17 protein-coding genes are annotated in these 20,737 nt (G+C 71.9%); 13 read left to right on the top strand and 4 right to left on the bottom strand.

The window, feature by feature from the left end; all coding sequences use genetic code 11:
• Positions 1–68 precede the first annotated feature (68 nt).
• The 11 genes from ABIA32_RS07030 (at position 69) to ABIA32_RS06980 (ending at position 15,196) form a co-directional block, all read left to right on the top strand.
• Positions 69–1,661: a serine/threonine-protein kinase gene (locus ABIA32_RS07030; RefSeq protein WP_370092991.1), complete on the top strand. Its 1,593-nt coding sequence runs from the start codon at positions 69–71 to the stop codon at positions 1,659–1,661.
• A 4-nt stretch (positions 1,662–1,665) separates the two neighbouring features.
• Positions 1,666–2,880: a hypothetical protein gene (locus tag ABIA32_RS07025; RefSeq protein ID WP_370092990.1), complete on the top strand. Its 1,215-nt coding sequence runs from the start codon at positions 1,666–1,668 to the stop codon at positions 2,878–2,880.
• A 188-nt stretch (positions 2,881–3,068) separates the two neighbouring features.
• The gene (locus ABIA32_RS07020; RefSeq protein ID WP_370092989.1) at positions 3,069–4,931 is read left to right on the top strand and encodes a serine/threonine-protein kinase; all 1,863 of its coding nucleotides are present in this window, start codon (positions 3,069–3,071) and stop codon (positions 4,929–4,931) included.
• A 63-nt stretch (positions 4,932–4,994) separates the two neighbouring features.
• On the top strand, positions 4,995–6,380 hold the full coding sequence (locus ABIA32_RS07015; RefSeq protein WP_370092988.1) for an NAD(P)/FAD-dependent oxidoreductase: 1,386 nt from the start codon (positions 4,995–4,997) through the stop codon (positions 6,378–6,380).
• 100 nt (positions 6,381–6,480) lie between these two features.
• Entirely contained in the window at positions 6,481–8,103 is a 1,623-nt protein-coding gene (locus ABIA32_RS07010; protein WP_370092987.1) for a succinic semialdehyde dehydrogenase, read from the top strand.
• Positions 8,104–8,148: 45 nt separating this feature from the next.
• Positions 8,149–9,975 (top strand): GMC oxidoreductase, encoded by a 1,827-nt coding sequence (locus tag ABIA32_RS07005; protein ID WP_370092986.1) that lies wholly within the window; start codon positions 8,149–8,151, stop codon positions 9,973–9,975.
• Between the two features lie 28 nt (positions 9,976–10,003).
• On the top strand, positions 10,004–10,669 hold the full coding sequence (locus tag ABIA32_RS07000) for a TMEM175 family protein (RefSeq protein WP_370092985.1): 666 nt from the start codon (positions 10,004–10,006) through the stop codon (positions 10,667–10,669).
• Positions 10,670–11,623: 954 nt separating this feature from the next.
• Positions 11,624–11,956, top strand: a complete 333-nt coding sequence (locus ABIA32_RS06995) for a chorismate mutase (RefSeq protein WP_370092984.1) — start codon at positions 11,624–11,626, stop codon at positions 11,954–11,956.
• A gap of 75 nt (positions 11,957–12,031) precedes the next feature.
• Entirely contained in the window at positions 12,032–13,627 is a 1,596-nt protein-coding gene (gene guaA, locus ABIA32_RS06990; RefSeq protein WP_370092983.1) for a glutamine-hydrolyzing GMP synthase, read from the top strand.
• A 220-nt stretch (positions 13,628–13,847) separates the two neighbouring features.
• The gene (locus tag ABIA32_RS06985; protein WP_370092982.1) at positions 13,848–14,615 is read left to right on the top strand and encodes a class II aldolase/adducin family protein; all 768 of its coding nucleotides are present in this window, start codon (positions 13,848–13,850) and stop codon (positions 14,613–14,615) included.
• 89 nt (positions 14,616–14,704) lie between these two features.
• A complete protein-coding gene (locus ABIA32_RS06980) occupies positions 14,705–15,196 on the top strand; it encodes a DoxX family protein (protein WP_370092981.1) in 492 nt (163 codons plus the stop codon).
• On the opposite strand, the gene ABIA32_RS06975 is transcribed toward ABIA32_RS06980, so the two are convergent.
• Both ABIA32_RS06975 and ABIA32_RS06970 read right to left on the bottom strand, forming a co-directional pair.
• Positions 15,145–15,384 (bottom strand): hypothetical protein, encoded by a 240-nt coding sequence (locus tag ABIA32_RS06975; RefSeq protein ID WP_370092980.1) that lies wholly within the window; start codon positions 15,382–15,384, stop codon positions 15,145–15,147. The two genes, ABIA32_RS06980 and ABIA32_RS06975, sit on opposite strands and share 52 nt — an antisense overlap.
• Complete coding sequence (locus tag ABIA32_RS06970) at positions 15,381–16,724, bottom strand: PspC domain-containing protein (RefSeq protein ID WP_370092979.1); 1,344 nt, start codon at positions 16,722–16,724, stop codon at positions 15,381–15,383. Before ABIA32_RS06970 ends, ABIA32_RS06975 begins: the two co-directional genes overlap by 4 nt.
• 83 nt (positions 16,725–16,807) lie before the next feature.
• Here ABIA32_RS06970 and ABIA32_RS06965 point away from each other — a divergent pair, with 83 nt between their 5' ends.
• Both ABIA32_RS06965 and ABIA32_RS06960 read left to right on the top strand, forming a co-directional pair.
• Positions 16,808–18,229 carry a PspC domain-containing protein gene (locus ABIA32_RS06965; protein WP_370092978.1) on the top strand — a complete coding sequence of 474 codons (1,422 nt, stop codon included), beginning with the start codon at positions 16,808–16,810 and terminating at the stop codon, positions 18,227–18,229.
• A complete protein-coding gene (locus ABIA32_RS06960; protein WP_370092977.1) occupies positions 18,226–18,891 on the top strand; it encodes a LuxR C-terminal-related transcriptional regulator in 666 nt (221 codons plus the stop codon). Before ABIA32_RS06965 ends, ABIA32_RS06960 begins: the two co-directional genes overlap by 4 nt.
• Positions 18,892–18,901: 10 nt before the next feature.
• Here ABIA32_RS06960 and ABIA32_RS06955 read toward each other — a convergent pair whose 3' ends face one another.
• Positions 18,902–19,909 carry an NlpC/P60 family protein gene (locus ABIA32_RS06955; RefSeq protein ID WP_370092976.1) on the bottom strand — a complete coding sequence of 336 codons (1,008 nt, stop codon included), beginning with the start codon at positions 19,907–19,909 and terminating at the stop codon, positions 18,902–18,904.
• Positions 19,910–20,118: 209 nt separating this feature from the next.
• Positions 20,119–20,727, bottom strand: coding sequence for an RNA 2'-phosphotransferase (locus ABIA32_RS06950; protein ID WP_370092975.1), 609 nt, complete (start codon positions 20,725–20,727; stop codon positions 20,119–20,121).
• Between the last annotated feature and the right edge of the window lie 10 nt (positions 20,728–20,737).

Below are 20,737 nucleotides of genomic sequence, written 5' to 3'. Positions count from 1 at the left end.
GTGTCAGCTGCATGCGTCCGTCACGGGATGATGGGCGGTGACAGCGGTGGCGACGCGGAGGGGTCCGGATGAACGGCGAGCACCAGCGCAAACTGCTGGCAGGGCGGTATCGGCTGGCGTCCGTGCTGGGGCAGGGCGGGATGGGGACCGTGTGGCGGGCCGAGGACGAGTTTCTTGGGCGGGACGTCGCCGTCAAGGAGCTGCGGTTCGCTGCCGGGGTCGACGAGGACGAGCAGCGGCGGCTGGTCGCGCGGACGCTGACGGAGGCGAAGGCGATCGCGCGGGTGCGGCACAGCGGCGCCGTCACCGTCTTCGACGTGGTCGAGGAGGACGGCCGCCCGTGGATCGTCATGGAGCTGGTCGAGTCGCGTTCGCTCAGCGAGGTGATCAGGGACGACGGGGTGCTCCCGCCGCAGCGGGCCGCCGAGGTCGCGTTGGAGCTGCTCGGCGTGCTCGCCGAGGCGCACCGGGTCGGCATCCTGCACCGGGACGTCAAGCCGTCCAACGTGCTGATCGGCCATGACGGCCGCGTCGTGCTCACGGACTTCGGGATCGCGCGGGTGGAGGGGGACCCTTCCGTCACCTCCACCGGGATGCTCGTCGGCGCGCCCTCGTACATCTCGCCGGAGCGGGCCCGCGGTGGCGTGCCGGGACCGCCCGCGGACCTGTGGTCGCTCGGGGCCACGCTCTTCGCGATGGTGGAGGGCGTTCCGCCGTACGACAGCGGCTCGGCCCTGTCCACGCTGACGGCGGTGATGACGGCACCCGTGCCGCCGCTGACCAACGGCGGGCTGCTCGGTCCGGTCATCGCCGGCCTGCTGCGCAAGGATCCGGCCCAGCGGCTGGACGCGCCGACCGCGCAGGCCATGCTGCGCGGGGTGGTCGGCGAGTACGAGCGGCGGTCGCGCGTCGCGACGCAGTTCGTGGGCCTGCCCGACGCGCCCACCCAGGTCGTGCCGGAGCCGGAGCGCACGCAGGTGCAGCCGGCGCCGGCATCCGCGCCCGCGCGGCGCAGCCGGCGGGGGCTGGTCGTCGGCGGGATCGTGCTGGCCGTGGCCCTGCTGGTCACCGCCGCCGTCGCCGCCATGAACAACGGCGGGGGCAACACGAGCCAGGACCGGACCGGGCACCATCCGAAGGCCTCCGCCTCCGCGTCCGGTGCGCAGACCGGCGTCCCTGCCGGGACCGGCAGCACTCCCGCCGACAACGACACCGTCGCGCCTCTCGCCTTCCAGCGCGTCGCCGGTCCGGGCGGGTCGAGTGTGGAGATCCCCGATGGCTGGCGGCTCACCAAGCAGACCGGCAGTGCGATGGTGTACACCGGCGCGGCCGGAACGCTGCAGATCGACTTCTCGGCGCACCCGCTCAAGGTCGGCGCGCTGCGGGCCTGGCAGCAGGAGGAGCCGGCCGTTGCGGGCAAGCTCGCCGACTACCACCGGATCAAGCTGGCCCAGGTCGAGTGGCGTGGTTGGGACGCAGCCGACTGGGAGTGGAGCTTCCGTACGGGGGTGACCACACGTCACTCCCTCAACCGGGGCTTCGTGGTGGACGCGAGCCACGCGTACGCGATCTACTGGACGGCACCCGAGTCGACGTGGCAGGTCGGCCGCAGCGAGCAGTTGCTCGCTCACTTCTTCAAGACCTTCAAGCCGGGGGGCTGAGCCGATGGCGAAGGCGTCCGGTGGCCGGCTCCTCGCCGAGCGCTACCAGTTGACCGAGCTGCGCCGCGGCGGGGCGGCCGAGGCCCGGGATCTGCGCAGCGGCGCGCCGGTGCTGCTGGACGCGGTGCCGCTGCCTGAACTCGTGACGCCCTTCGACCAGCTGGCGGATGCGACGGGGGACGCGGGGGACGCATCCGCACCGGACCGTCCGGAAACCGACGACGCCCGCGGGCTGGCGCTCACTCACGCCGCCTTCGCGGCGCAGGCGGTCGCCGACCACCCCCGGCTCAGCCAGGTCTTCCAGGTCTTCGCCGAGGACGGCTACCTCTGGGTCGCGGGCGAGTGGGTTCCCGGCGTGCCGCTCGCACAGCTGCTGGAGGCCGGGCCGCTGACGCCCTATCGGGCTGCCGAGCTGGCCTACGACCTCAGCTCGGGGCTGGGCGCCGTGCACCGCGCCGGGCTGGTGCACGGAAACCTGACGCCGACCACGGTCACCGTCTGCGAGGACGGCACGGCACTCGTCGGCGGCCTGGTCGTCTCCGCAGCGCAGGAGGCGCTCTGCGGCGGACCGGGCACCGCCGAATCCGGCGCGGGCGTGCCGACGGCGCTGTGGAGCCCGGCGCGGGTGCGGGCCAGGGACGCGCGGGCCGTCATCGTCGGTGCGGTGCCGGAGCGCTGGGCGCCGGAGCAGCTCGGCATCGTCGGCGGCGCGGGCCTGCCGGTCGGCCCCGGCGCGGACGCCTGGGCGCTCGGCGTGCTGCTGTTCCGCGCGGTGACCGGCGTGCCGCCGTTCCCCGAGCACGAGGTGGACCGGCTCTTCGACGCGGTGCGCACCGGAGCGCGGCCGGACACCCGGCAGACGGGTCCGCTGCGCCCGCTGCTCGACCGGCTGCTCGACCAGGATCCGGCGCGACGGCCGACGCTGCCCCAGGTCAGGGCCGCGCTGCGACAGTTGCTGCAGCGCGCGCCGGAGCCGCTGGAGGAGCCGACGCCGTTCACGGTGCTCTCGGCGCCGATGCTGCCCAGCTCCGCCCGGCTGGCCGTGCCGCTGCCCGTCGCCGCGCGACTGCCTGCGCAGCGGACGCCCGCGGAGGTGGCCGAGCGGCATCACCATGCCGCTCCACGGCGCGGATCGGTGCTGCTGGGACCGGTGCTGGTCGGTGCGATAATCCTTGCGGTGCTGGGCACTCTGGTACTGACGGCCATGTTCGCGCGCTGAGTCGCGCAGTCGATTCCTCCCTTGGGGCTCCTGCCCGGCGGGTGCCGGAGCGTCACATCCCGGTCTCGGTGGCAGCCGGGGCGGCGGAGTGTTCGACGATCGGGATAGGGTGCGCGTTACCGCGGTCCCAGCCGCGGACAGGGCCATCCATGGACCTACGGCAGGACCCGCGGACAAGGGGGCAGACGGTGGGCACGGAGACGGGGCGGATGCTCGCGGGCAGATACCTGCTGGGCGCACGCCTCGGGCGCGGCGGAATGGGCACGGTCTGGCAGGCGACGGACCAGATGCTCGACCGGGAGGTCGCGGTCAAGGAGCTCTCCGTCGGCCACCTCGCCGAGGAGGACCTGCAGATCGTCCAGTCCCGGATGAAGCAGGAGGCCCGCGCCGCCGCCAGAATCAAGCACCCCGGCGTGATCACCATCCACGACGTCCTGGAGCAGGACGGCAAGCCGTGGATCGTGATGGAGCTGATCGACGGCCGCTCCCTCTCCGAGCTGGTGGAGCAGGACGGCGTGCTGGACCCGCGCGAGGCCGCGCGGATCGGCGCGCAGGTGCTCGCCGCGCTGGACCGCGGCCACCGGGTCGGCGTGATCCACCGCGATGTGAAGCCTGCCAACGTGCTGCTGGAGCACGGCACCGGCCGCGTCGTGCTGACCGACTTCGGCATCGCCACCTTCGAGGGTGACTCCGCGCTGACGCGCACCGGCGACCTGGTCGGCTCGCCCGACTACCTGGCCCCCGAGCGGGTCCACGGCGGCCGCCCCGGGCCCGAATCGGACCTCTGGGCGCTCGGCGCGACGCTCTACGCGGCCGTGGAGGGCCAGTCGCCGTTCCGCCGCGACTCCCCGCTGACGACGCTGGCGGCGGTCGTCACCGACCCGCTGCCGGAGTCGCGCAACGCGGGCCCGCTGGCGCCGGTGCTGCGCGCGCTGATGGCCAAGGAGCCGCAGGAGCGGCCCCCGGCGGCGGACGTGGTCCGGATGCTGGAGCACGTCGCGGCCGGCCACACCACCAACATCACCCTGGGCCCGAGCCCGCTGCGCACGCCCACGCAGGCCGTGCCGGCGGTGGACCGGCAGGACGGCGGCTACACCCCGACCCAGCTGGGCACGGCCGTCGCGAGTGCCGAGGCGGAGGCGCGTCCCGGCGGTATGCCGACCGGGCCGACGGCGCGGGTGTCGGCGCAGTCGGGCTTCGTCCCGGCATCCGCCTCCGGCTCGCCGCGGCTGGTCTCCGGGCCGCTCTACGCCGAGGCCGGGCAGACCGCGGTGTCAGCGCCGACGCAGCAACCGCCGACCCAGCAGCCGCCGTACGAGTCCCAGCCGTACGAGTCCCAGCCGTACGGTGCGGGGAACGGGTCGCACTACGGAACGACCGGCGGGCAGCGTCCGGCGCGGCCGCGACGCCGCGCCTGGCCGTGGCTGCTGGTTGCGGCGCTGGTCGCGGGCGCGGCGGGCGGGGGCGCGGCGTACTGGGTCAACCGCCATCCCGGTACCGACCGGTCCGCGCACACCACCGGCCCCACCGGCGGCCCGTCCACTCCCGCCCCGAGCGGAACTCCCACCTCGCCTGGCCGTGTCCCTGCGGGCTACGTCTGGACGACGGACCCGGACGGCGGGTTCAGCTTCGGGCTGCCCACCGGCGGCCCTGCGGAGTGGACCAGGGACGGCAGCAAGGGTTCGGGCCGGATCGACTACAGCCCGGACAACGGCGAGCACCTGCTCCGCTTCGGCGTCACCTACGCCAACCCGCGCAGCGCGTACGAGCAGGGTCAGTGGATCGTCCAGCAGGTCCGGGCGCACGACCACACCTTCAACGAGCTCAGCTTCGGCTCGAACGTCTACAAGGGCACCCAGGGCGCCCAGCTGGACTTCACCTTCGTCGACGCCAAGACGCACGAGTTGCGCCACGGGATGGAGCAGTTCTACAAGGCGGCGAACGGCAACGAGTACGACGTGTACGTCGCCTACCCGGCGACTGACTGGAAGACCGGCCAGGGCCGCTTCGAGGAAGTCATTGAGACGCTCACCGTGCCCGGCGCACAGTAGACCGGTACCGTGGTGTGAACCGAGCCGTCCCCCGAGATTGACTGATTCACCGGGAGGCACGCCATGCCCGCTGCGGTGCGAGAGACCCCGGACGCGGTCGTCATCGGAATGGGCCCCGGAGGTGAGGACGTCGCCGGCCGCCTGGCCGACGCCGGACTGGACGTGGTCGGCGTGGACGAACGGCTGGTGGGCGGGGAATGCCCGTACTGGGGCTGCATCCCCTCGAAGATCATGGTGCGCTCGGCGGACCTGGTCGGTGAGGCGCACCGGATCCCCGGCATGGCCGGCATCGCGAGAGTCCACCCGGATTTCCGGCCCGTCGCCCGGCGCGTGCGCGAGGCCACCGACACCTGGGACGACAAGGTCGCCGTCGACCGCTTCACCGCCCGCGGCGGGCGGTTCCTGCGCGGGACGGCGCGGCTGACCGCGCCGGGCGAGGTCACCGTGCTCGGCCCGGACGGGCGGGAGACGGCGCTGAGGCCCCGTCAGGCCGTGGTCATCGCCAGCGGTTCGGAGCCGGTGGCGCCGCCGGTGCCGGGTCTGGCGTCGACGCCGTACTGGACCAACAGGGACCTGATCGAGGCGGACGAGCTGCCGGAGTCGCTGCTGATCCTCGGTGGCGGCGCGATCGGTCTGGAGCTCGGGCAGGCCTGGCAGCGGCTGGGCTGTGACGTCACGGTGATCGAGGCCGGGCCGCGGCTGCTCGGTCGCGAGGAGCCGGAGTCGAGCGAGCTGGTGACCCGGGTGCTGACCACGGACGGCGTCTCGGTCCACACCGGTACCGACATCGTCTCCGTCGAATACAGCGACGACCGGTTCCAGGTGCGCTGCCGTCGCGGCGTACGCCTCAGCGGGGAGCGGCTGCTGGTCGCGACGGGCCGCAGGGTCGCGTTGGACCGGATCGGCGCCGGCGTGCTGGGCGTGCCGGCGGACGCGCGAGCGCTGCCGGTGGACGAGCGGCTGCGGGTGGTCGGCGCTCCGCGCGTGTGGGCGATCGGCGACGTGACCGGCAAGGGCGCGTTCACGCACATGGCGATGTACCAGGCGGATGTGGCCGTCCGCGCGATCCTCGGCCAGGGTGGAGCGCCCGCGCGCTACCACGCGGTCCCCAGGGTCACCTTCACGGACCCGGAGATCGGCGCGGTCGGTCTCACCGAGGACCAGGCCCGCGCGGAGGGCCACGTCGTCCGCGTCGCCACCACCGACCTGGCCACCAGCAGTCGCGGCTACATCCACGGCGCGAACGGCAACGCGGGCTTCATCAAGCTCATCGCCTCCGGCGACACCCTTCTCGGCGCGACCTCCGCCGGCCCGACCGGCGGCGAGGTCCTCGGCCTGCTGGCCCTGGCGGTCTCGGCCCGCGTACCGATCAGCGAACTGGCCTCGACGATCTGGGCCTACCCGACGTTCCACCGCGCGGTGGGCACGGCGGTGGCGGCGCTGGGGTAGCGGGCTGCCGCTCGCCCGCGCCGCGCATTTGCTCGGTCGCAGACATATTTCTGGTTACCGATGGGTATCGCAACAGCCCGAAACCGCCTACGCTGCGGGCATGACTGACATCAGCACCGGCGGCAGCACTGCCGTCGCAGGCAATCCCGTGGCCACCCCGGGGGCGCGGAGCGCCGCCGACGCCGTGTCGGCGCAGTTGGTCGCGCGCCTGGTCGGCGCGGTCGTCACGGGCTCCGAGCCCACGATCGCCACCAGCCGCAGCCCGTTCACGGGCGACGGGCTCGCCGAGATCCCCGAGTCCTCGCCCGCCGACGTGGCCACCGCCTTCGTGCGGGCGCGCGCCGCACAGCGGGACTGGGCCAAGCGGCCGGTGCGCGAGCGCGCCGCAGTGCTGCTGCGCTTCCACGACCTGGTGCTCAAGCACAAGGACGAGCTGCTCGACCTGGTCCAGGCCGAGACCGGCAAGACCCGCGCGCACGCCTTCGAGGAGGTGCTCGCCTCGGCGATCGAGGCGCGCCACTACGGCCGCGCCGGCGCCAAGTACCTCAAGCCCCGCCGTCGCGGCGGCGTCTTCCCTGTCCTGACCCAGGTGCTGGAGCTGCGTCAGCCCAAGGGCGTCATCGGGCAGATCTCGCCGTGGAACTACCCGCTGGCGCTGTTCACCGGCGACGCCGTCCCCGCCTTCGTCGCCGGCAACGCCGTCGTCACCAAGCCGGACACGCAGACCGCGCTGACCGCGCTGCGCGCGCGCGAGCTGATGGTCGAGGCCGGGCTGCCCGCCGAGGTCTGGCAGATCGTGATCGGTGACGGTCCGGTCGTCGGCCCCGAGGTCGTCGCCCACGCGGATTACGTGTCCTTCACCGGCTCCACCCGCACCGGCCGCGACGTCGCGACCCGCGCCGCCGCACGCCTGATCGGCGCGTCGATGGAGCTCGGCGGCAAGAATGCGATGCTCGTCCTCGCCGACGCCGACCTGGACAAGGCCGCCGAGGGCGCCGTCCGCGCCTGCTTCTCCTCCGCCGGTCAGCTCTGCATCTCGATCGAGCGGATGTACGTCGCCTCGTCGATCGCGGACGCCTTCCTGGAGAAGTTCGTCGCCCGCACCCGGGCCCTCAAGCTCGGCAACAGCCTCTCCTGGGGCGCCGACATGGGCTCGCTGGTCTCCCAGCGCCAGTTCGACACCGTCACCCGCCACATCGAGGACGCCGTCAAGAACGGCGCCACCGTGCTGGCCGGCGGCAAGCCGCGCCCCGATGTCGGCCCCCTCTTCTACGAGCCGACCATCCTCGACGGCGTCGGCGCCGACAGCGCCGTCTGCAACGAGGAGACCTTCGGCCCGGTCGTCTCCATCTACCGCTTCGACGACGAGGAGGATGCGATCAACCGGGCGAACAGCACCTCCTACGGTCTCAACTCCAGTGTCTGGAGCAAGAACCTCCGTCACGGGAAGGCCGTCGCGGCGCGCCTGCACACCGGCACGGTCAACGTGAACGAGGGCTACGCGCCCGCGTACGCGAGCGTCGCCGCGCCGATGGGCGGCATGGGCGACTCCGGCATCGGCCGCCGTCACGGCGCCGAGGGCATTTGGAAGTACACCGAGGTACAGACGGTCGCCGTGCAGCGGCTGATCCAGATGTCGCCGTCCTTCGGGATGGACGACGAGGGCTACGCCAAGCTCATGGGCAAGTCGCTCGGCATGCTCAAGGCACTGCGGTTCAAGTAGGTCACCCACATCTGTTGAGGCTGAAGCTGAAGGCGGGGCGCGTTGATGAGTTCTGAGGTGTCCGAGGTGCAGGAGAATCCGGAACAGCCGGTCGCGGAGACGGGCTACGACTACGACGTGGTCGTCGTCGGCTCCGGGTTCGGCGGGTCGGTGTCGGCCCTGCGGCTGACCGAGAAGGGCTACAAGGTCGCCGTGCTGGAGGCCGGTCGCCGGTTCACGCCGGAGACGCTGCCCAAGAACTCCTGGGACACCAAGAACTACATCTGGGCCCCCGCCCTCGGCCTCTACGGCATCCAGCGCTTCCACGTCCTCGACGACGTGATGGTGCTCGGCGGCGCGGGTGTGGGCGGCGGCTCGCTCAACTACGCCAACACGCTCTACGTCCCGCCGAAGGCGTTCTTCCAGGACGACCAGTGGAAGGACATCACCGACTGGTCGGACGAGCTCGCGCCCTTCTACGACCAGGCCCAGCGCATGCTCGGCGTCCGCACCAACCCGACGGTCACCCCGTCGGACGTGCACTTGAAGGCCGCCGCGGAGAAGCTCGGGTACGGCGACACCTTCCACCTGGCCCCGGTCGGCGTCTTCTTCGGCGACGGCGAGGACTGCGGCGGCGCGGGCGCGAAGACGCGTCCCGGCGAGGAGGTCGAGGACCCGTACTTCGGCGGGGCCGGGCCGCGCCGCAAGGCCTGCACCGAGTGCGGCGAGTGCATGACCGGCTGCCGCCACGGAGCCAAGAACACGCTGACGGAGAACTACCTCTACCTGTCCGAGAAGGCCGGCGCGGAGATCGTCCCGATGACGACGGTCACCGCGATCCGGGTCGACGGCGAGGGCTACGCGGTAGACGTGAAGCGCACCGACTCGCGCTCCAAGAACCCAGCCAAGAACGGCTTCCGGAGCATCCGCGCGCAGCGCGTCGTCGTCGCGGCCGGCACCTACGGGACACAGAAGCTGCTGCACCGGCTGCGCGACGAGGGCGTGCTGCCGAAGATCTCGGCCCGGCTCGGCGAGCTGACCCGGACCAACTCCGAGGCGCTGGTGGGCGCGATGACCACCGACAAGCGCTACGGGCAGCGGGTCGACTTCACCAAGGGCGTCGCCATCACCTCGTCCGTCCACCCGGACGAGCACACCCACATCGAGCCGGTCCGCTACGGCAAGGGCTCCAACGCGATGAGCCTGATGACCACCATCCAGGTGCCGGGGGAGGGTCGCGCGCCGCGCCTGCTCCGGGCCGTCGGCCTCTCGCTCAAGCGTCCCGACCTGGTGGCGCACGCGATGAACAAGCGCCGCTGGTCCGAGCGGACCATCATCGGCCTGGTGATGCAGTCGCTGGACAACTCGATCAACGTCTCGCGACGCACGAGCGGGCCGCTGAAGGGGCAGTTGAGCTCGCGTCAGGGACACGGTGCGCCGAACCCGAAGTTCATCCCGGCCGCGGAGACGGCCGCCGCGGGGATCGCGTCGGAGATCGGCGGCTTCCCCGGCACCAACGTCGGTGACCTGATGGGCCGCACGCTCACCGCGCACTTCCTGGGCGGCTGCCCCATCGGCGACTCGCCGGAGCACGGAGTCGTCGACCCCTACCAGCGGCTCTACGGCTACCCGGGCATCACGGTCGCCGACGGCTCGACCGTCTCGGCCAACCTGGGCGTCAACCCCTCCCTGACGATCACCGCGCAGACCGAGCGGGCGATGTCTTTCTGGCCCAACAAGGGCGAGGCGGACCCACGTCCGACGCAGGACGAGCCCTACCGCCGCGTCGCCGCGGTCACGCCGGCCCGCCCGGTCGTCCCTGCGGACGCCTTCGGCGCGCTGCGGCTCCCGCTGCTGGCGGTTCCTCAGATCCCGCCACGCAAGGGGGAGTAGGCGCCGCCGCTCGGGTACCTTGTCGCGGGTGGACAACACGGGGCGCAGTGAGTCGAGTCGGGTCGAGGCCTTCAGCGACGGGATCTTCGCGATCGCGACCACGCTGCTGGTCTTGCAGGTGGCGGTCAAGGATCCCGCGTCGGTCAAGAACGGGGCCGACGCGTGGTCGCAGCTGGGCGGCATCTGGGCCTCCTACGACGCCTATGTGGTCAGCTTCCTGGTCATCGGCATCATGTGGCTGAACCACCACACCGTCTTCGGCTACGTGGCCCGGGTCGACCGCGGACTGCTGGTGCTGAACCTGCTCCTGCTGCTCGTGGTGGCGGCCTTGCCGTTCCCGACGGGGCTGGTCTCGGACTGGCTGCGCATTCCGGGTGCGGGCAAGGTGGCCGTCGCGGTCTTCAGCGGGTTCATGGTGGCGCACGCGTTCACTTTCCAGTCCCTGTGGTGGTGGCTGACCCGGACCGGGCACCTCTTCGACTCACGCGTGGACGTGGCCGCGGCGCGGGCGCTGCGGGTGCGCTTCGCGGTGGGGACGGTGGTCTATCCGCTGCTGTTCGGCCTGTCCTTCGTCTCGCCGGTGGCGACGCTGGGGCTGCACGGCGCGATGGCGCTCTACTACGCCTTCAACCAGTTGCCGATCCCGCTGAATCCGGGCGCCGAGGCCGACGACGAGGCCGTTGTGTCCGCCTGACGTCTCCGCTTGAGGTATCCGGGTATCCGGGTATCCGTCTGAGGCAGCGGCAAGGGGCCCCGCGGGGGAAGACGGGGCCCCTTGCTGGCAGCACACGGCGTCAGGGCTGCGCCGGTGCTGTGGTAACGGCACCGGGGGATGGGTGCCGTCGGATGGTGGTTCGTGTGTGGGGCGCGCGCGTTCACAGTGCGCCTGCTGCGTTCCGCGAGCGGCCAAGAGACTACGGAACGTCACCGAATACCGCTCGTGTCCGGCCGCTCTCGGCAGCAGGGACCGGCCTGTCGCCGGGCGTCCCTGGTGCGTGTGGTCCACCCCCTCACCAGCATCGTGGGGGATATGGACCGCTCGGCGCAACCAGTTCGACATACTTCGGCACACTCGATTTTGGTCACGCTCAGCAAGGATTCTTGTAGGTAGCGCGGCTCCGGTTGTGCGCCGGGTGGCGCAGCGCCACCCCCGGGACGGGGTGGGACGGGATCAGCGGGACGAGATCAGGGGTGGTCGGCGTCGGGCGTCCCCGTTGCCGACCACCCCTTCTCTGCAGTCGCAACCGGGCCGCTGTCCCCTGCTGTCCGGTCACAGCGTGGCCGCGAGGTCCCACGACGCACGCCACGGCGTACGCCTCATCGCGTCCACGGACTGGGTGTCACTCCCACGCGTGGTCCTGCCTGCCGCACGATCGCCCCCGGAAGGAGGCTGGAGCCCGTCCTTGGCGGGGACGCTGCACCCCGTACGGTCATCGGGCACAACGATTCTTCTGGCGGCGGGTCACGCGCTAGGATGTCCGCATGTTCCAGATGGCCTACTTCTTTACCTATGGCACCGGAGGCTCCGGTCGCCATGGTGATGCCGTCTGAACTGACGCAGACCCTGAGAGCGCCCCGGGCCGATGGCCCAGGGGCGCTTTTTCGTCTCCCAGGACCGTCGGCGGCGCCGAACCCCGGAGGACGACGCATGAGCATCGAGACCACGACCAGCGCGACCGCGACCAGCCAGACCGCGACCAGCCAGACCATGACCAGCGACACCATGACCAAGGAGGCCGCCGAGACCGTCATCGCCGACGCGCGCGGGCGGATCGACGCGCTCGACGCCGAGATCCTGGACCTGCTGCGGCGCCGGATCGCCGTCTCGGCGGAGGTGCAGGCGGCGCGGATCGCCACCGGCGGGCCCCGGCTCTCGTTGACGCGGGAGATGGAGATCCTCGACCGCTACCGCGCCAGGCTGGGCCGTCCGGGCACCGAGATCGCCATGCTGATGCTGGAGCTCTGCCGGGGCCGCGTCTGAGCGTGGCTGGGGGTGGGCGGGTCGGCCGGTAGAATGGCGGTTGACCCCCCATAGCAACCGCCGGAAGGCCGCCCTGTGGCAACAGCGACCCCCGACCCCGCGGACAGCGCCGTCGACACCGTTCTGGTCGTCGACTTCGGCGCGCAGTACGCCCAGCTCATCGCACGGCGAGTCCGTGAGGCCCGCGTCTACAGCGAGATCGTGCCTCACAGCATGCCGGTCTCCGAGATGCTCGCCAAGAACCCCAAGGCGATCATCCTCTCCGGCGGACCGTCCTCGGTCTACGAGCCGGGTGCCCCGACGGTCGACAAGGCCCTGTTCGAGGCCGGCGTGCCGGTCTTCGGCATGTGCTACGGCTTCCAGCTGATGGCCACCACGCTCGGCGGCGTGGTCGACAACAGTGGCGCGCGAGAGTACGGCCGCACGCCGCTCGCGGTCAGCCAGACCGGCTCCACGCTGTTCGAGGGCACGCCCGCCGAGCAGCCGGTGTGGATGTCGCACGGCGACGCCTGCTCGGCCGCGCCGGCGGGCTTCACCGTCACGGCCTCCACCGAGGTCGTTCCGGTCGCCGCATTCGAGAACGACGCCAAGCGGCTCTACGGCGTGCAGTACCACCCCGAGGTCATGCACTCCACGCACGGCCAGCAGGTTCTCGAGCACTTCCTGTACCGCGGCGCAGGCCTGGCCCCGACGTGGACCACGCACAACGTCGTCGAGGAGCAGGTCGCCGCGATCCGCGCCCAGGTCGGCACCAAGCGGGCGATCTGCGGCCTGTCCGGCGGCGTCGACTCGGCGGTTGCGGCCGCGCTCGTGCAGCGCGCCATCGGCGACCAGCTGACCTGCGTCTACGTCGACCACGGCCTGATGCGCAAGGGCGAGACGGAGCAGGTCGAGAAGGACTTCGTCGCGGCCACGGGCGTCAAGCTCAAGGTCGTCGACGCCGAGGAGCGATTCCTCACCGCGCTGGCCGGGGTCACCGACCCCGAGGAGAAGCGCAAGATCATCGGGCGCGAGTTCATCCGCGTCTTCGAGCAGGCCCAGGTGGAGATCATCGCCGAGGCGGGCGCGTCCGGGGAGCCGGTCGAGTTCCTGGTCCAGGGCACGCTCTACCCGGACGTGGTCGAGTCCGGCGGCGGCGCCGGCACGGCGAACATCAAGTCGCACCACAACGTCGGCGGGCTCCCTGAGGACCTGGAGTTCCAGCTGATCGAGCCGCTGCGCAAGCTGTTCAAGGACGAGGTCCGGATGGTCGGCCAGGAGCTGGGCCTGCCGGAGGAGATCGTCCAGCGGCAGCCGTTCCCGGGCCCGGGCCTCGGCATCCGGATCGTCGGCGAGGTCACCAAGGACCGACTCGACCTGCTGCGCGACGCCGACGCGATCGCCCGTGCGGAGCTCACGGCCGCGGGCCTGGACCGGCAGATCTGGCAGTGCCCGGTCGTGCTGCTCGCGGACGTCCGCTCCGTCGGCGTCCAGGGCGACGGCCGCACGTACGGCCACCCGATCGTGCTGCGCCCGGTCTCGTCCGAGGACGCGATGACGGCGGACTGGTCGCGCCTGCCGTACGAGGTGCTGGAGAAGATCTCCACCCGGATCACCAACGAGGTCCGTGACGTCAACCGCGTGGTCGTCGACGTGACGAGCAAGCCGCCGGGGACGATCGAGTGGGAGTAATTCTCGGCAAGCGCTGAGGTTGCACCTCCAGGGGCGCGGGGAACTGCGCGAACAACCACTGACATGCGGATGGCCCTGCACGTTCGGGGTTCTACCTCGCTGGGTGGCTTGTCGCGCAGTTCCCCGTGCCCCTGTTGTGCTTGCTCACCTGCCTCTGTTCTCCGGCGCTACCGCGCGGTAGCTTCCCGGTATGACGAACCCGCCGCCGCAGCCCGTGCCCATGGATCAGCTTCACTTCGCGATGCCGCAGAAGTTCGACACCGTCGAGGCCGAGCGGGCCCACCGCAAGGCGCGGCTCGTCACCGCGCTCCGGCTCTTCGGGAAGTTCGGGTTCGAGGAGGGCGTCGCCGGTCACATCACCGCGCGGGACCCGGAGTGGACGGACCACTTCTGGGTCAACCCCTTCGGGATGTCCTTCAAGCAGATCAAGGTCAGTGACCTGCTGCTGGTCAACCACGAGGGCCAGGTCGTGCATGGCCGCCACCACGTGAACCAGGCCGCCTTCGCCATCCACTCCGAGGTGCACGCCGCGCGCCCCGACGTCGTCGCCGCCGCGCACAGCCACTCCACCTACGGCCGCGCCTTCTCCGCGCTGGGCCAGCTGCTGGAGCCGATCACCCAGGACGTCTGCGCCTTCTACCAGTCCCACGCGCTCTTCGACGACTACACCGGCGTCGTGCTGGACCGCGAGGAGGGGCGCAGGATCGGCGCCGCCCTCGGCCCGCACAAGGCCGTCGTGCTGCGCAATCACGGGCTGCTGACCGTCGGCGACTCCGTCGACGCCGCCGCCTGGTGGTTCATCACCATGGAGCGCTCCTGCCAGGTGCAGCTGCTCGCGCAGGCCGCCGGCAAGGTCGTGCCGATCGACCACGAGAGTGCCGTCCTCACCCGCGACCAGCTCGGCAACGACCTCGTCGCCTGGATCAACTACCAGCCGCTCGCGGCCGGACACTCGGACGCCCTCGTCGGCGCGTACGACGAGAGCTGATCACCCTAGGGTGAACCTTGGGCGGGCCGGTCGCGTAGTAACCGGGGACCGAGTACACGCGGGGCAGAGGGATGTCGGGAGCAGCAGCCATGGGTGGAACGCTTTCGCGGAAGCGCTTGAAGGAACTCGGCACCACCTATGCGCTGCTGCCCCTGCGGGTCTTCCTCGGGGTGACCTTCGTCTACGCGGCGCTGTACAAGCTGACCGACACGCACTATCTCGCCGGGCTCTCCGATCCCCTCTCCTTCGCGTCGATGACGCAGGGAGTCAAGGTGGGGAGCCCGATCGGTCCGTTGCTGGATCTGGCCCTCAAGGCGCCGACCGCCTTCGCGGTCGCCTTCGCCATAGGGGAGCTCGCGGTGGGGCTCGGCATCTTCTTCGGGCTGCTGGGCCGGGTCGCCGCGTTCGGCGGGGCGCTGCTGAACCTGAGCCTGTTCCTGACGGTCAGCTGGCAGACGTACCCGTACTTCCTGGGCAACGACCTGATCTACCTGATGGCGTGGCTGCCGCTGATCCTGGCCGGCACGCCCTACCTCTCCCTGGACTCCTGGCTGGCCTCCCGCCGGGGCGCCCGGCTGTAGAGGGCGGTGAGCAGCCCGGCGAGGCCGAGGCCGATCAGCTCCAGCGGGAGCAGCAGCTTCCAGCCGACCGTGAGCGCGCCGCTCGCCTGGAGCAGGTAGAGCACCGCCACGACGACGAAGACCAGGCCGCTGAGGATCGGAAAGAGCCGGACCGGGCGTACCGGGCGGGTGCTGCGCTGCCGCTTCACTGGACCACCTCCACCTGACCGGCGCCTACCTGGAGCTCTATCTGGACCGTGCCGTGTGTGGCTGAGGCACCTGCGTTGAGGTCGACCGTGCGGGAGCGGCCCAGGCCGGACGAGGTGGTGCCGTCCGGGAGCCGGAGCTCGCCGGCGCCGATCTGGGCGTCGATCTTGATCTCCGGACTGTTCGCCCCCGTGGGCAACAGCACCTGGAGCTCGCCCGCACCGATGCTGATGTGCGTGCCGACCGTCTGGCCGGACAACGGCAGGACCTGGGTGAGATCCAAGGTGGCCTCCCCGGCGTGTAGTGAGTAGTGCGTCTCCAACTGGGCGGCGGAGGCCGGCGCCCACGTCGTCCGGCTCCAGTGGTGCCAGGGCGAGACGCCGACCACGACCGTGGAGACCGAGAGCAGCACGGCGACCACGGCCAGCCCGACGGCCCGGCGGCGCAGGATGCCGCTGAGGATCAGCCCTAGCCCGAGCACGGCCAGCGCCGAGGCGACGACGGCGAGTGCGTTGACCTGGTGGTGCCTGTGCCCGAGGCCGAAGACCACGGCCGCCGTGCCTGCGGCGAGGAGCAGCGTCAGCAGGCCCCAGGGGCCGCGCACCCGACGCGGACCCTCGGGTGCGGGCGGCGGCAGGGGCGGCTGCGCAGGAGCAGCGGCCCAGGCGGGCGGCGCGTCCAGCGGGTCCATGGGGTCCAGGGGACTGCCCGCAGCACCCGGGATCGCAGTGCCCGGGATCGCATCGGAGGGGGCCGGCGGCGCGGAGGTCTTGAGCAGCGGATCGGGCCGCTGCCACCAGTTCGGCGCGGCCGGCGGCGGCTCCTGGGCGACGGCGGGCTCCGGCTCGCGCGGGGGCAGCTGGTGGCGCTTCGGGTCGTAGCGGAGCGCGGCGAAGGCGAGCGCCGCGATCAAAAGCAGCGGGAAGATGTGGCCCTTGGCGCCCATGTAGGAGAAGAAGATGCCGGTGCCGAGCACGGTGACCAGCACCGCGCCGAGGGACTGGCCGTCGACCCGGCCGGACATCAGCCGCTGCAACTCGTTCTTGCCCGTGCCCTCCATCGGGATCATCAGCCAGGCGACCCCGTAGATGAAGAGCCCGATACCGCCCCAGAGACAGAGCACGGCGATCACCACGCGGAAGACCAGCGGGTCGATGTCCAGCCGACGGCCGAGGCCACCGCAGACGCCCGTCACCACCCGGTGGCTGGCGCTGCGCTCCAGCGGCGGGCGTGAGCTCTCGGGCTCCTGGCCACCGGGGGCGGGAGCGCCTTCCGAGAAGGGGGGCGTGCCGGGCGTGACATCCATACCCTCATCCTGCGGGTCGTCGGCGGCTGTGCCCATCCGTCATCTCCCTGGTCGAACCCTGAGATCCACCCTGACATACGCCCCGAGCGGAACCAGGGCGACGATCGGGGTCGACCCTGATGCTTTTCGCGGGTGCGTCGTGTGACGATCGACCCGTGGCAACCAGCGACCTCTCTCCCGACCGCCCGGACCCGCGGCCCGAAGCCCGGCCCGACGTGGCCGGGTCGCTCGGCGCGCCGGTCCGCAAGCTGTACCGCCGTCCGGAGGGTCGCGTGGTCGGCGGCGTTGCCAGCGGGCTCGCCGCGCACCTGGGCATTCCGGTGCTCTGGGTGCGGGCGGCCTTCGTGGTGCTGACGCTGGGTCAGGGGCTGGGCCTGGTGCTCTACGCCGCGTTCTGGTTCGTGGTCCCGATGGGCGGGGTGGGCGGCGCGGGGGCGTCCGGCCGGCCCGTCGGCGGCCCCGAGTCGGGGGATCCGGGTTCCGGGCGGCCGCCCGGCGGCCTGGCGCGGGCCAGGCGCTCGCTCCAGGCGCTCTTCCGTGGGGATCCCTCGCCCGAGGGCCAGCGCGCGGTCAAGGACCGAGGGCGGCTGCTGGCACTGATCGCGGTGCTCGCCGGGGTGCTGGTGCTGGTCAACGTGCTCACAGCCGGGCGGGACGACCCGTACTTCTGGCCGGTGCTGATCTCCGGGGCCGGGGTCGCCCTGGTCTGGCGCCAGGTCGACGACGCCCGCTGGGCCCGCTGGTTCTCGCTCGACGACAGCAGCAAGGGCGCGGTCACGCTGCGGCTGGGCGCGGGCGTGGTGCTGGTGGCCGCCGGGGTGATCAGCTTCCTGGTGGTGTCCGGCTCGCTCGCGGAGTTCGGCAAGGTGATGCAGGCCGTCCTGGTGGTGCTGGCCGGCGTCCTGCTGCTGGCCGGCCCCTACCTGCTCCGCATGTGGCAGGACCTGACGACGGAGCGCCGCGAGCGCATCCGGGCCCAGGAGCGCGCCGAGGTCGCCGCCCACATTCACGACTCCGTGCTGCACACGCTGACGCTCATCCTCCGCCACGCGGACGACCCGAAGGAGGTCGCCCGTCTGGCCAGGGCTCAGGAGCGCGACCTGCGCCAATGGCTCTACCGCTCCGGGGATCCGAAGGACGAGACGACGCCGGACACCCTGGCCGAGTCGGTCCGCGCGGTCGCCGCGGAGGTCGAGGACCACCACGGCGTTCCGGTCGAGGTCATCTGCGTCGGCGACGCTCCCATGGACGAACGCCTCGCCGCCCAGCTCCAGGCGGCGCGGGAGGCGATGGTCAACGCTGCGAAGTACGGTGGCGGCGAGCCGGTCTCGGTCTACGCGGAGGTCGAGGGCAGTACGGTGTGGGTGTTCGTCCGCGACCGCGGCCCCGGTTTCGATCTGGACGCGGTCCCGGAGGACCGGATGGGCGTGCGCGGCTCGATCATCGGCCGCATGCAGCGCAACGGCGGCCACGCCCGCGTTCGTCCGGCCCCCGCGGGCGGCACGGAGGTCGAGCTGGAGATGGAGAGGGCGAGCGGATGAGCGCGAACGCGGAGCGGAGCCAGGCCCGGGTGGTCCTGGTGGACGACCACCGGATGTTCCGGACGGGCGTGCGCGCGGAGATCGGCCAGACCGAGCGCACCAACGTCGACGTGGTGGGTGAGGCTGCCGACGTCGAGCAGGCGGTCTCGGTGGTCAGCTCGACGTTGCCGGACGTGGTGCTGCTCGACGTCCACCTCCCCGGCGGCGGCGGCGTCGAGGTGCTGCGCCGCTGTGCCTCGCTGGAGGGCGTGAAGTTCCTGGCGCTCTCGGTCTCCGACGCGGCGGAGGACGTCATCGGCGTCATCCGCGGTGGTGCGCGCGGCTACGTCACCAAGACGATCACGGGCACGGATCTGGTCGACGCGATCTTCCGGGTCCGGGACGGCGACGCGGTCTTCTCGCCGCGCCTGGCGGGCTTCGTGCTGGACGCCTTCGCCGCCACGGACACCCCGCCCGTCGATGAGGATCTCGACCGGCTGACCCAGCGCGAGCGCGAGGTCCTTCGGCTGATCGCGCGCGGGTACGCGTACAAGGAGATCGCCAAGCAGCTCTACATCTCGGTGAAAACGGTGGAGAGCCATGTCTCGGCGGTGCTGCGCAAGCTCCAGCTGAGCAACCGTCACGAGCTCACGCGGTGGGCGACGGCTCGCCGACTGGTGTAGTCGAGCTGAACTAGCCCGGACGGACGGCGCCGACGATCGGCATCTCGCCGACCGGGGCGTACTCCACGGAGGCACCGGGGTGCGGGGCGTGGATGATCATGCCGCCGCCGACGTACATGCCCACGTGGCTGACGCCGGAGTAGTAGAAGACCAGGTCGCCCGGTTGCAGGTCGGCGGTTGAGACCCGGCGTCCGGCGTTGATCTGCTCGTAGGTGGTGCGCGGCAGGCCCACGCCGGCCGCGGCCCAGGCGGCTTGGATCAGGCCGGAGCAGTCGTAGGAGCCGGGGCCGGTCGCGCCCCAGACGTACGGCTTGCCGAGCTGCGCGCGGGCGAAGGCCACGGCCACGGCAGCCCGCCCGGAGACCGGAACGGAGCCCAGGTCCGGCGGGGTGGTGGTGCTGGTGCTTCCCGAGCCGCTCAGGGACTGGTCGATGGTGGCGCGGGTGGCGGCGTCCAGGCTGTTGAGGAGGGCTTGTGCGGCGGCCAGCTTGCGCTGGATCTCGGCCTTGGCGGCCGCGAGCCTGGCCTGCTCGGCCTGGAGCGCGGCAAGCTTCGCCCCGGCGGCGGCGCGTTGCGTGGCCAGCGTCGTGGCCTGGGCTTCGAACTGCCACATCAGCCCGGCCTGGGAGGTCATGGCCTGGGAGAGGTCCCCGGCTCGCTGGAGGTAGTCGTCGGGGTGGGCCGAGGTCAGCAGCTCCAGCTGGGGGTCCAAGCCGCCGCTGCGGTACTGCTCGGCGGCCATCGAGCCGAGGCGTGTGCGCAGCGCGTTCATCGCCTCGTCGGTGCGGGCGGCCTGCTCCTGCAGTTGCGTCGCCTGCGTCTGCAGCGCCTGAGCCGCGGCGGTCGCGCCGTCGTACTTCTGGGTGGCCTGCTCGGCCTGCTGGTAGAGCGTGTCGACCTGGGCCTTGACCTGGCCGGCCGTCGGCTGGGGATCGGCGTGTCCGGGCTGGGCCAGGACGGCGACCGAGGCCGCTGCCGCCGTCGCGAGAGTGGCGGCGGCGCGGGCCGTGGGGCCCACGAGCGGGGAGGTTCGGGGTTTTCGATGTGACGCCACGAGGGCGTTCCCTTCGCCGGGGGAGTGGTCGGACCGTGACGCTAACCCCCTGCGAGTGGTGTGCACCCTGAGGTTGACGAGGCTGGCCGGAACTAGGCGGAATCAGTTGTTCCGATCACGGCTTCCTGTCGTCTTCCCGGCGAGGATCGATCATTTGACGATCGATCGGGACATCAATCCGACGATCCGATTTCATCTGGCCCGATTTCGTCCGGCCCGATTTCGCTGGAGCCTGCAGCCGGGCTCAGGTACTCCGGCGGCACCCGCTCCGCCAGCCACACCCCGTTCGCGCTCACCCGGAACGCGAAGCCCGCCGCGGCCATCGCCGCCGCGTCGACCGTCAGCACCACCGGCCGCCCGCGTCGGCCGCCGACCCGCTCGGCCGTCGCCACGTCCGGCGACAGATGCACCGCATGCCGCTGCATCGGCCGCAGTCCCTCGCGCCGGATGGCATCCAGCGCACCCGGGTAGGTGCCGTGGAACAGCCGCGGCGGCGGAGCGGCCTCCTCGTACCCGAGCTCGACGGGGACGGTGTGGCCCTGGCTGGCCCGGATCCGGCTGCCGTCCTCGCTGAAGGCGAAGCGTCGCTTGTCGTTCTCGGCGACGACCTGGTCCAGCTGCGCCCGGGACATCCGGCGCCCGTGCGCGGCGGCCGCCGCGAGCAGCTCCTTCACGTCCACCCAGCCGGCCCGGTCCAGCCTCAACCCGATGCTCTCCGGATCGTGCCGCAGCACCCGGGAGAGGAACTTGGAGTTCTTGATCATTTTTCTGTTGTCTTCCATACGGCGACGG

It is taken from the genome of Streptacidiphilus sp. MAP12-20 (genome assembly GCF_041262525.1).
In the GTDB taxonomy this organism is placed as follows: domain Bacteria; phylum Actinomycetota; class Actinomycetes; order Streptomycetales; family Streptomycetaceae; genus Streptacidiphilus.
The sequence above is the reverse complement of the archived record's forward strand: the minus strand, read 5'-3'. Positions and strand labels throughout refer to the sequence as shown.

What these genes read in the sequence shown, in the direction of transcription:
- ABIA32_RS07030 (WP_370092991.1), top strand. Translation starts at nt 69, where the DNA reads ATGAACGGCGAGCACCAGCGCAAACTGCTGGCAGGGCGGTATCGGCTG.
- ABIA32_RS07025 (WP_370092990.1), top strand. Translation starts at nt 1,666, where the DNA reads ATGGCGAAGGCGTCCGGTGGCCGGCTCCTCGCCGAGCGCTACCAGTTG.
- ABIA32_RS07015 (WP_370092988.1), top strand. Translation starts at nt 4,995, where the DNA reads ATGCCCGCTGCGGTGCGAGAGACCCCGGACGCGGTCGTCATCGGAATG.
- ABIA32_RS07010 (WP_370092987.1), top strand. Translation starts at nt 6,481, where the DNA reads ATGACTGACATCAGCACCGGCGGCAGCACTGCCGTCGCAGGCAATCCC.
- ABIA32_RS07005 (WP_370092986.1), top strand. Translation starts at nt 8,149, where the DNA reads ATGAGTTCTGAGGTGTCCGAGGTGCAGGAGAATCCGGAACAGCCGGTC.
- ABIA32_RS06995 (WP_370092984.1), top strand. Translation starts at nt 11,624, where the DNA reads ATGAGCATCGAGACCACGACCAGCGCGACCGCGACCAGCCAGACCGCG.
- ABIA32_RS06985 (WP_370092982.1), top strand. Translation starts at nt 13,848, where the DNA reads ATGGATCAGCTTCACTTCGCGATGCCGCAGAAGTTCGACACCGTCGAG.
- ABIA32_RS06980 (WP_370092981.1), top strand. Translation starts at nt 14,705, where the DNA reads ATGGGTGGAACGCTTTCGCGGAAGCGCTTGAAGGAACTCGGCACCACC.
- ABIA32_RS06970 (WP_370092979.1), bottom strand. Translation starts at nt 16,724, where the DNA reads ATGGGCACAGCCGCCGACGACCCGCAGGATGAGGGTATGGATGTCACG.
- ABIA32_RS06965 (WP_370092978.1), top strand. Translation starts at nt 16,808, where the DNA reads ATGCTTTTCGCGGGTGCGTCGTGTGACGATCGACCCGTGGCAACCAGC.
- ABIA32_RS06960 (WP_370092977.1), top strand. Translation starts at nt 18,226, where the DNA reads ATGAGCGCGAACGCGGAGCGGAGCCAGGCCCGGGTGGTCCTGGTGGAC.
- ABIA32_RS06950 (WP_370092975.1), bottom strand. Translation starts at nt 20,727, where the DNA reads ATGGAAGACAACAGAAAAATGATCAAGAACTCCAAGTTCCTCTCCCGG.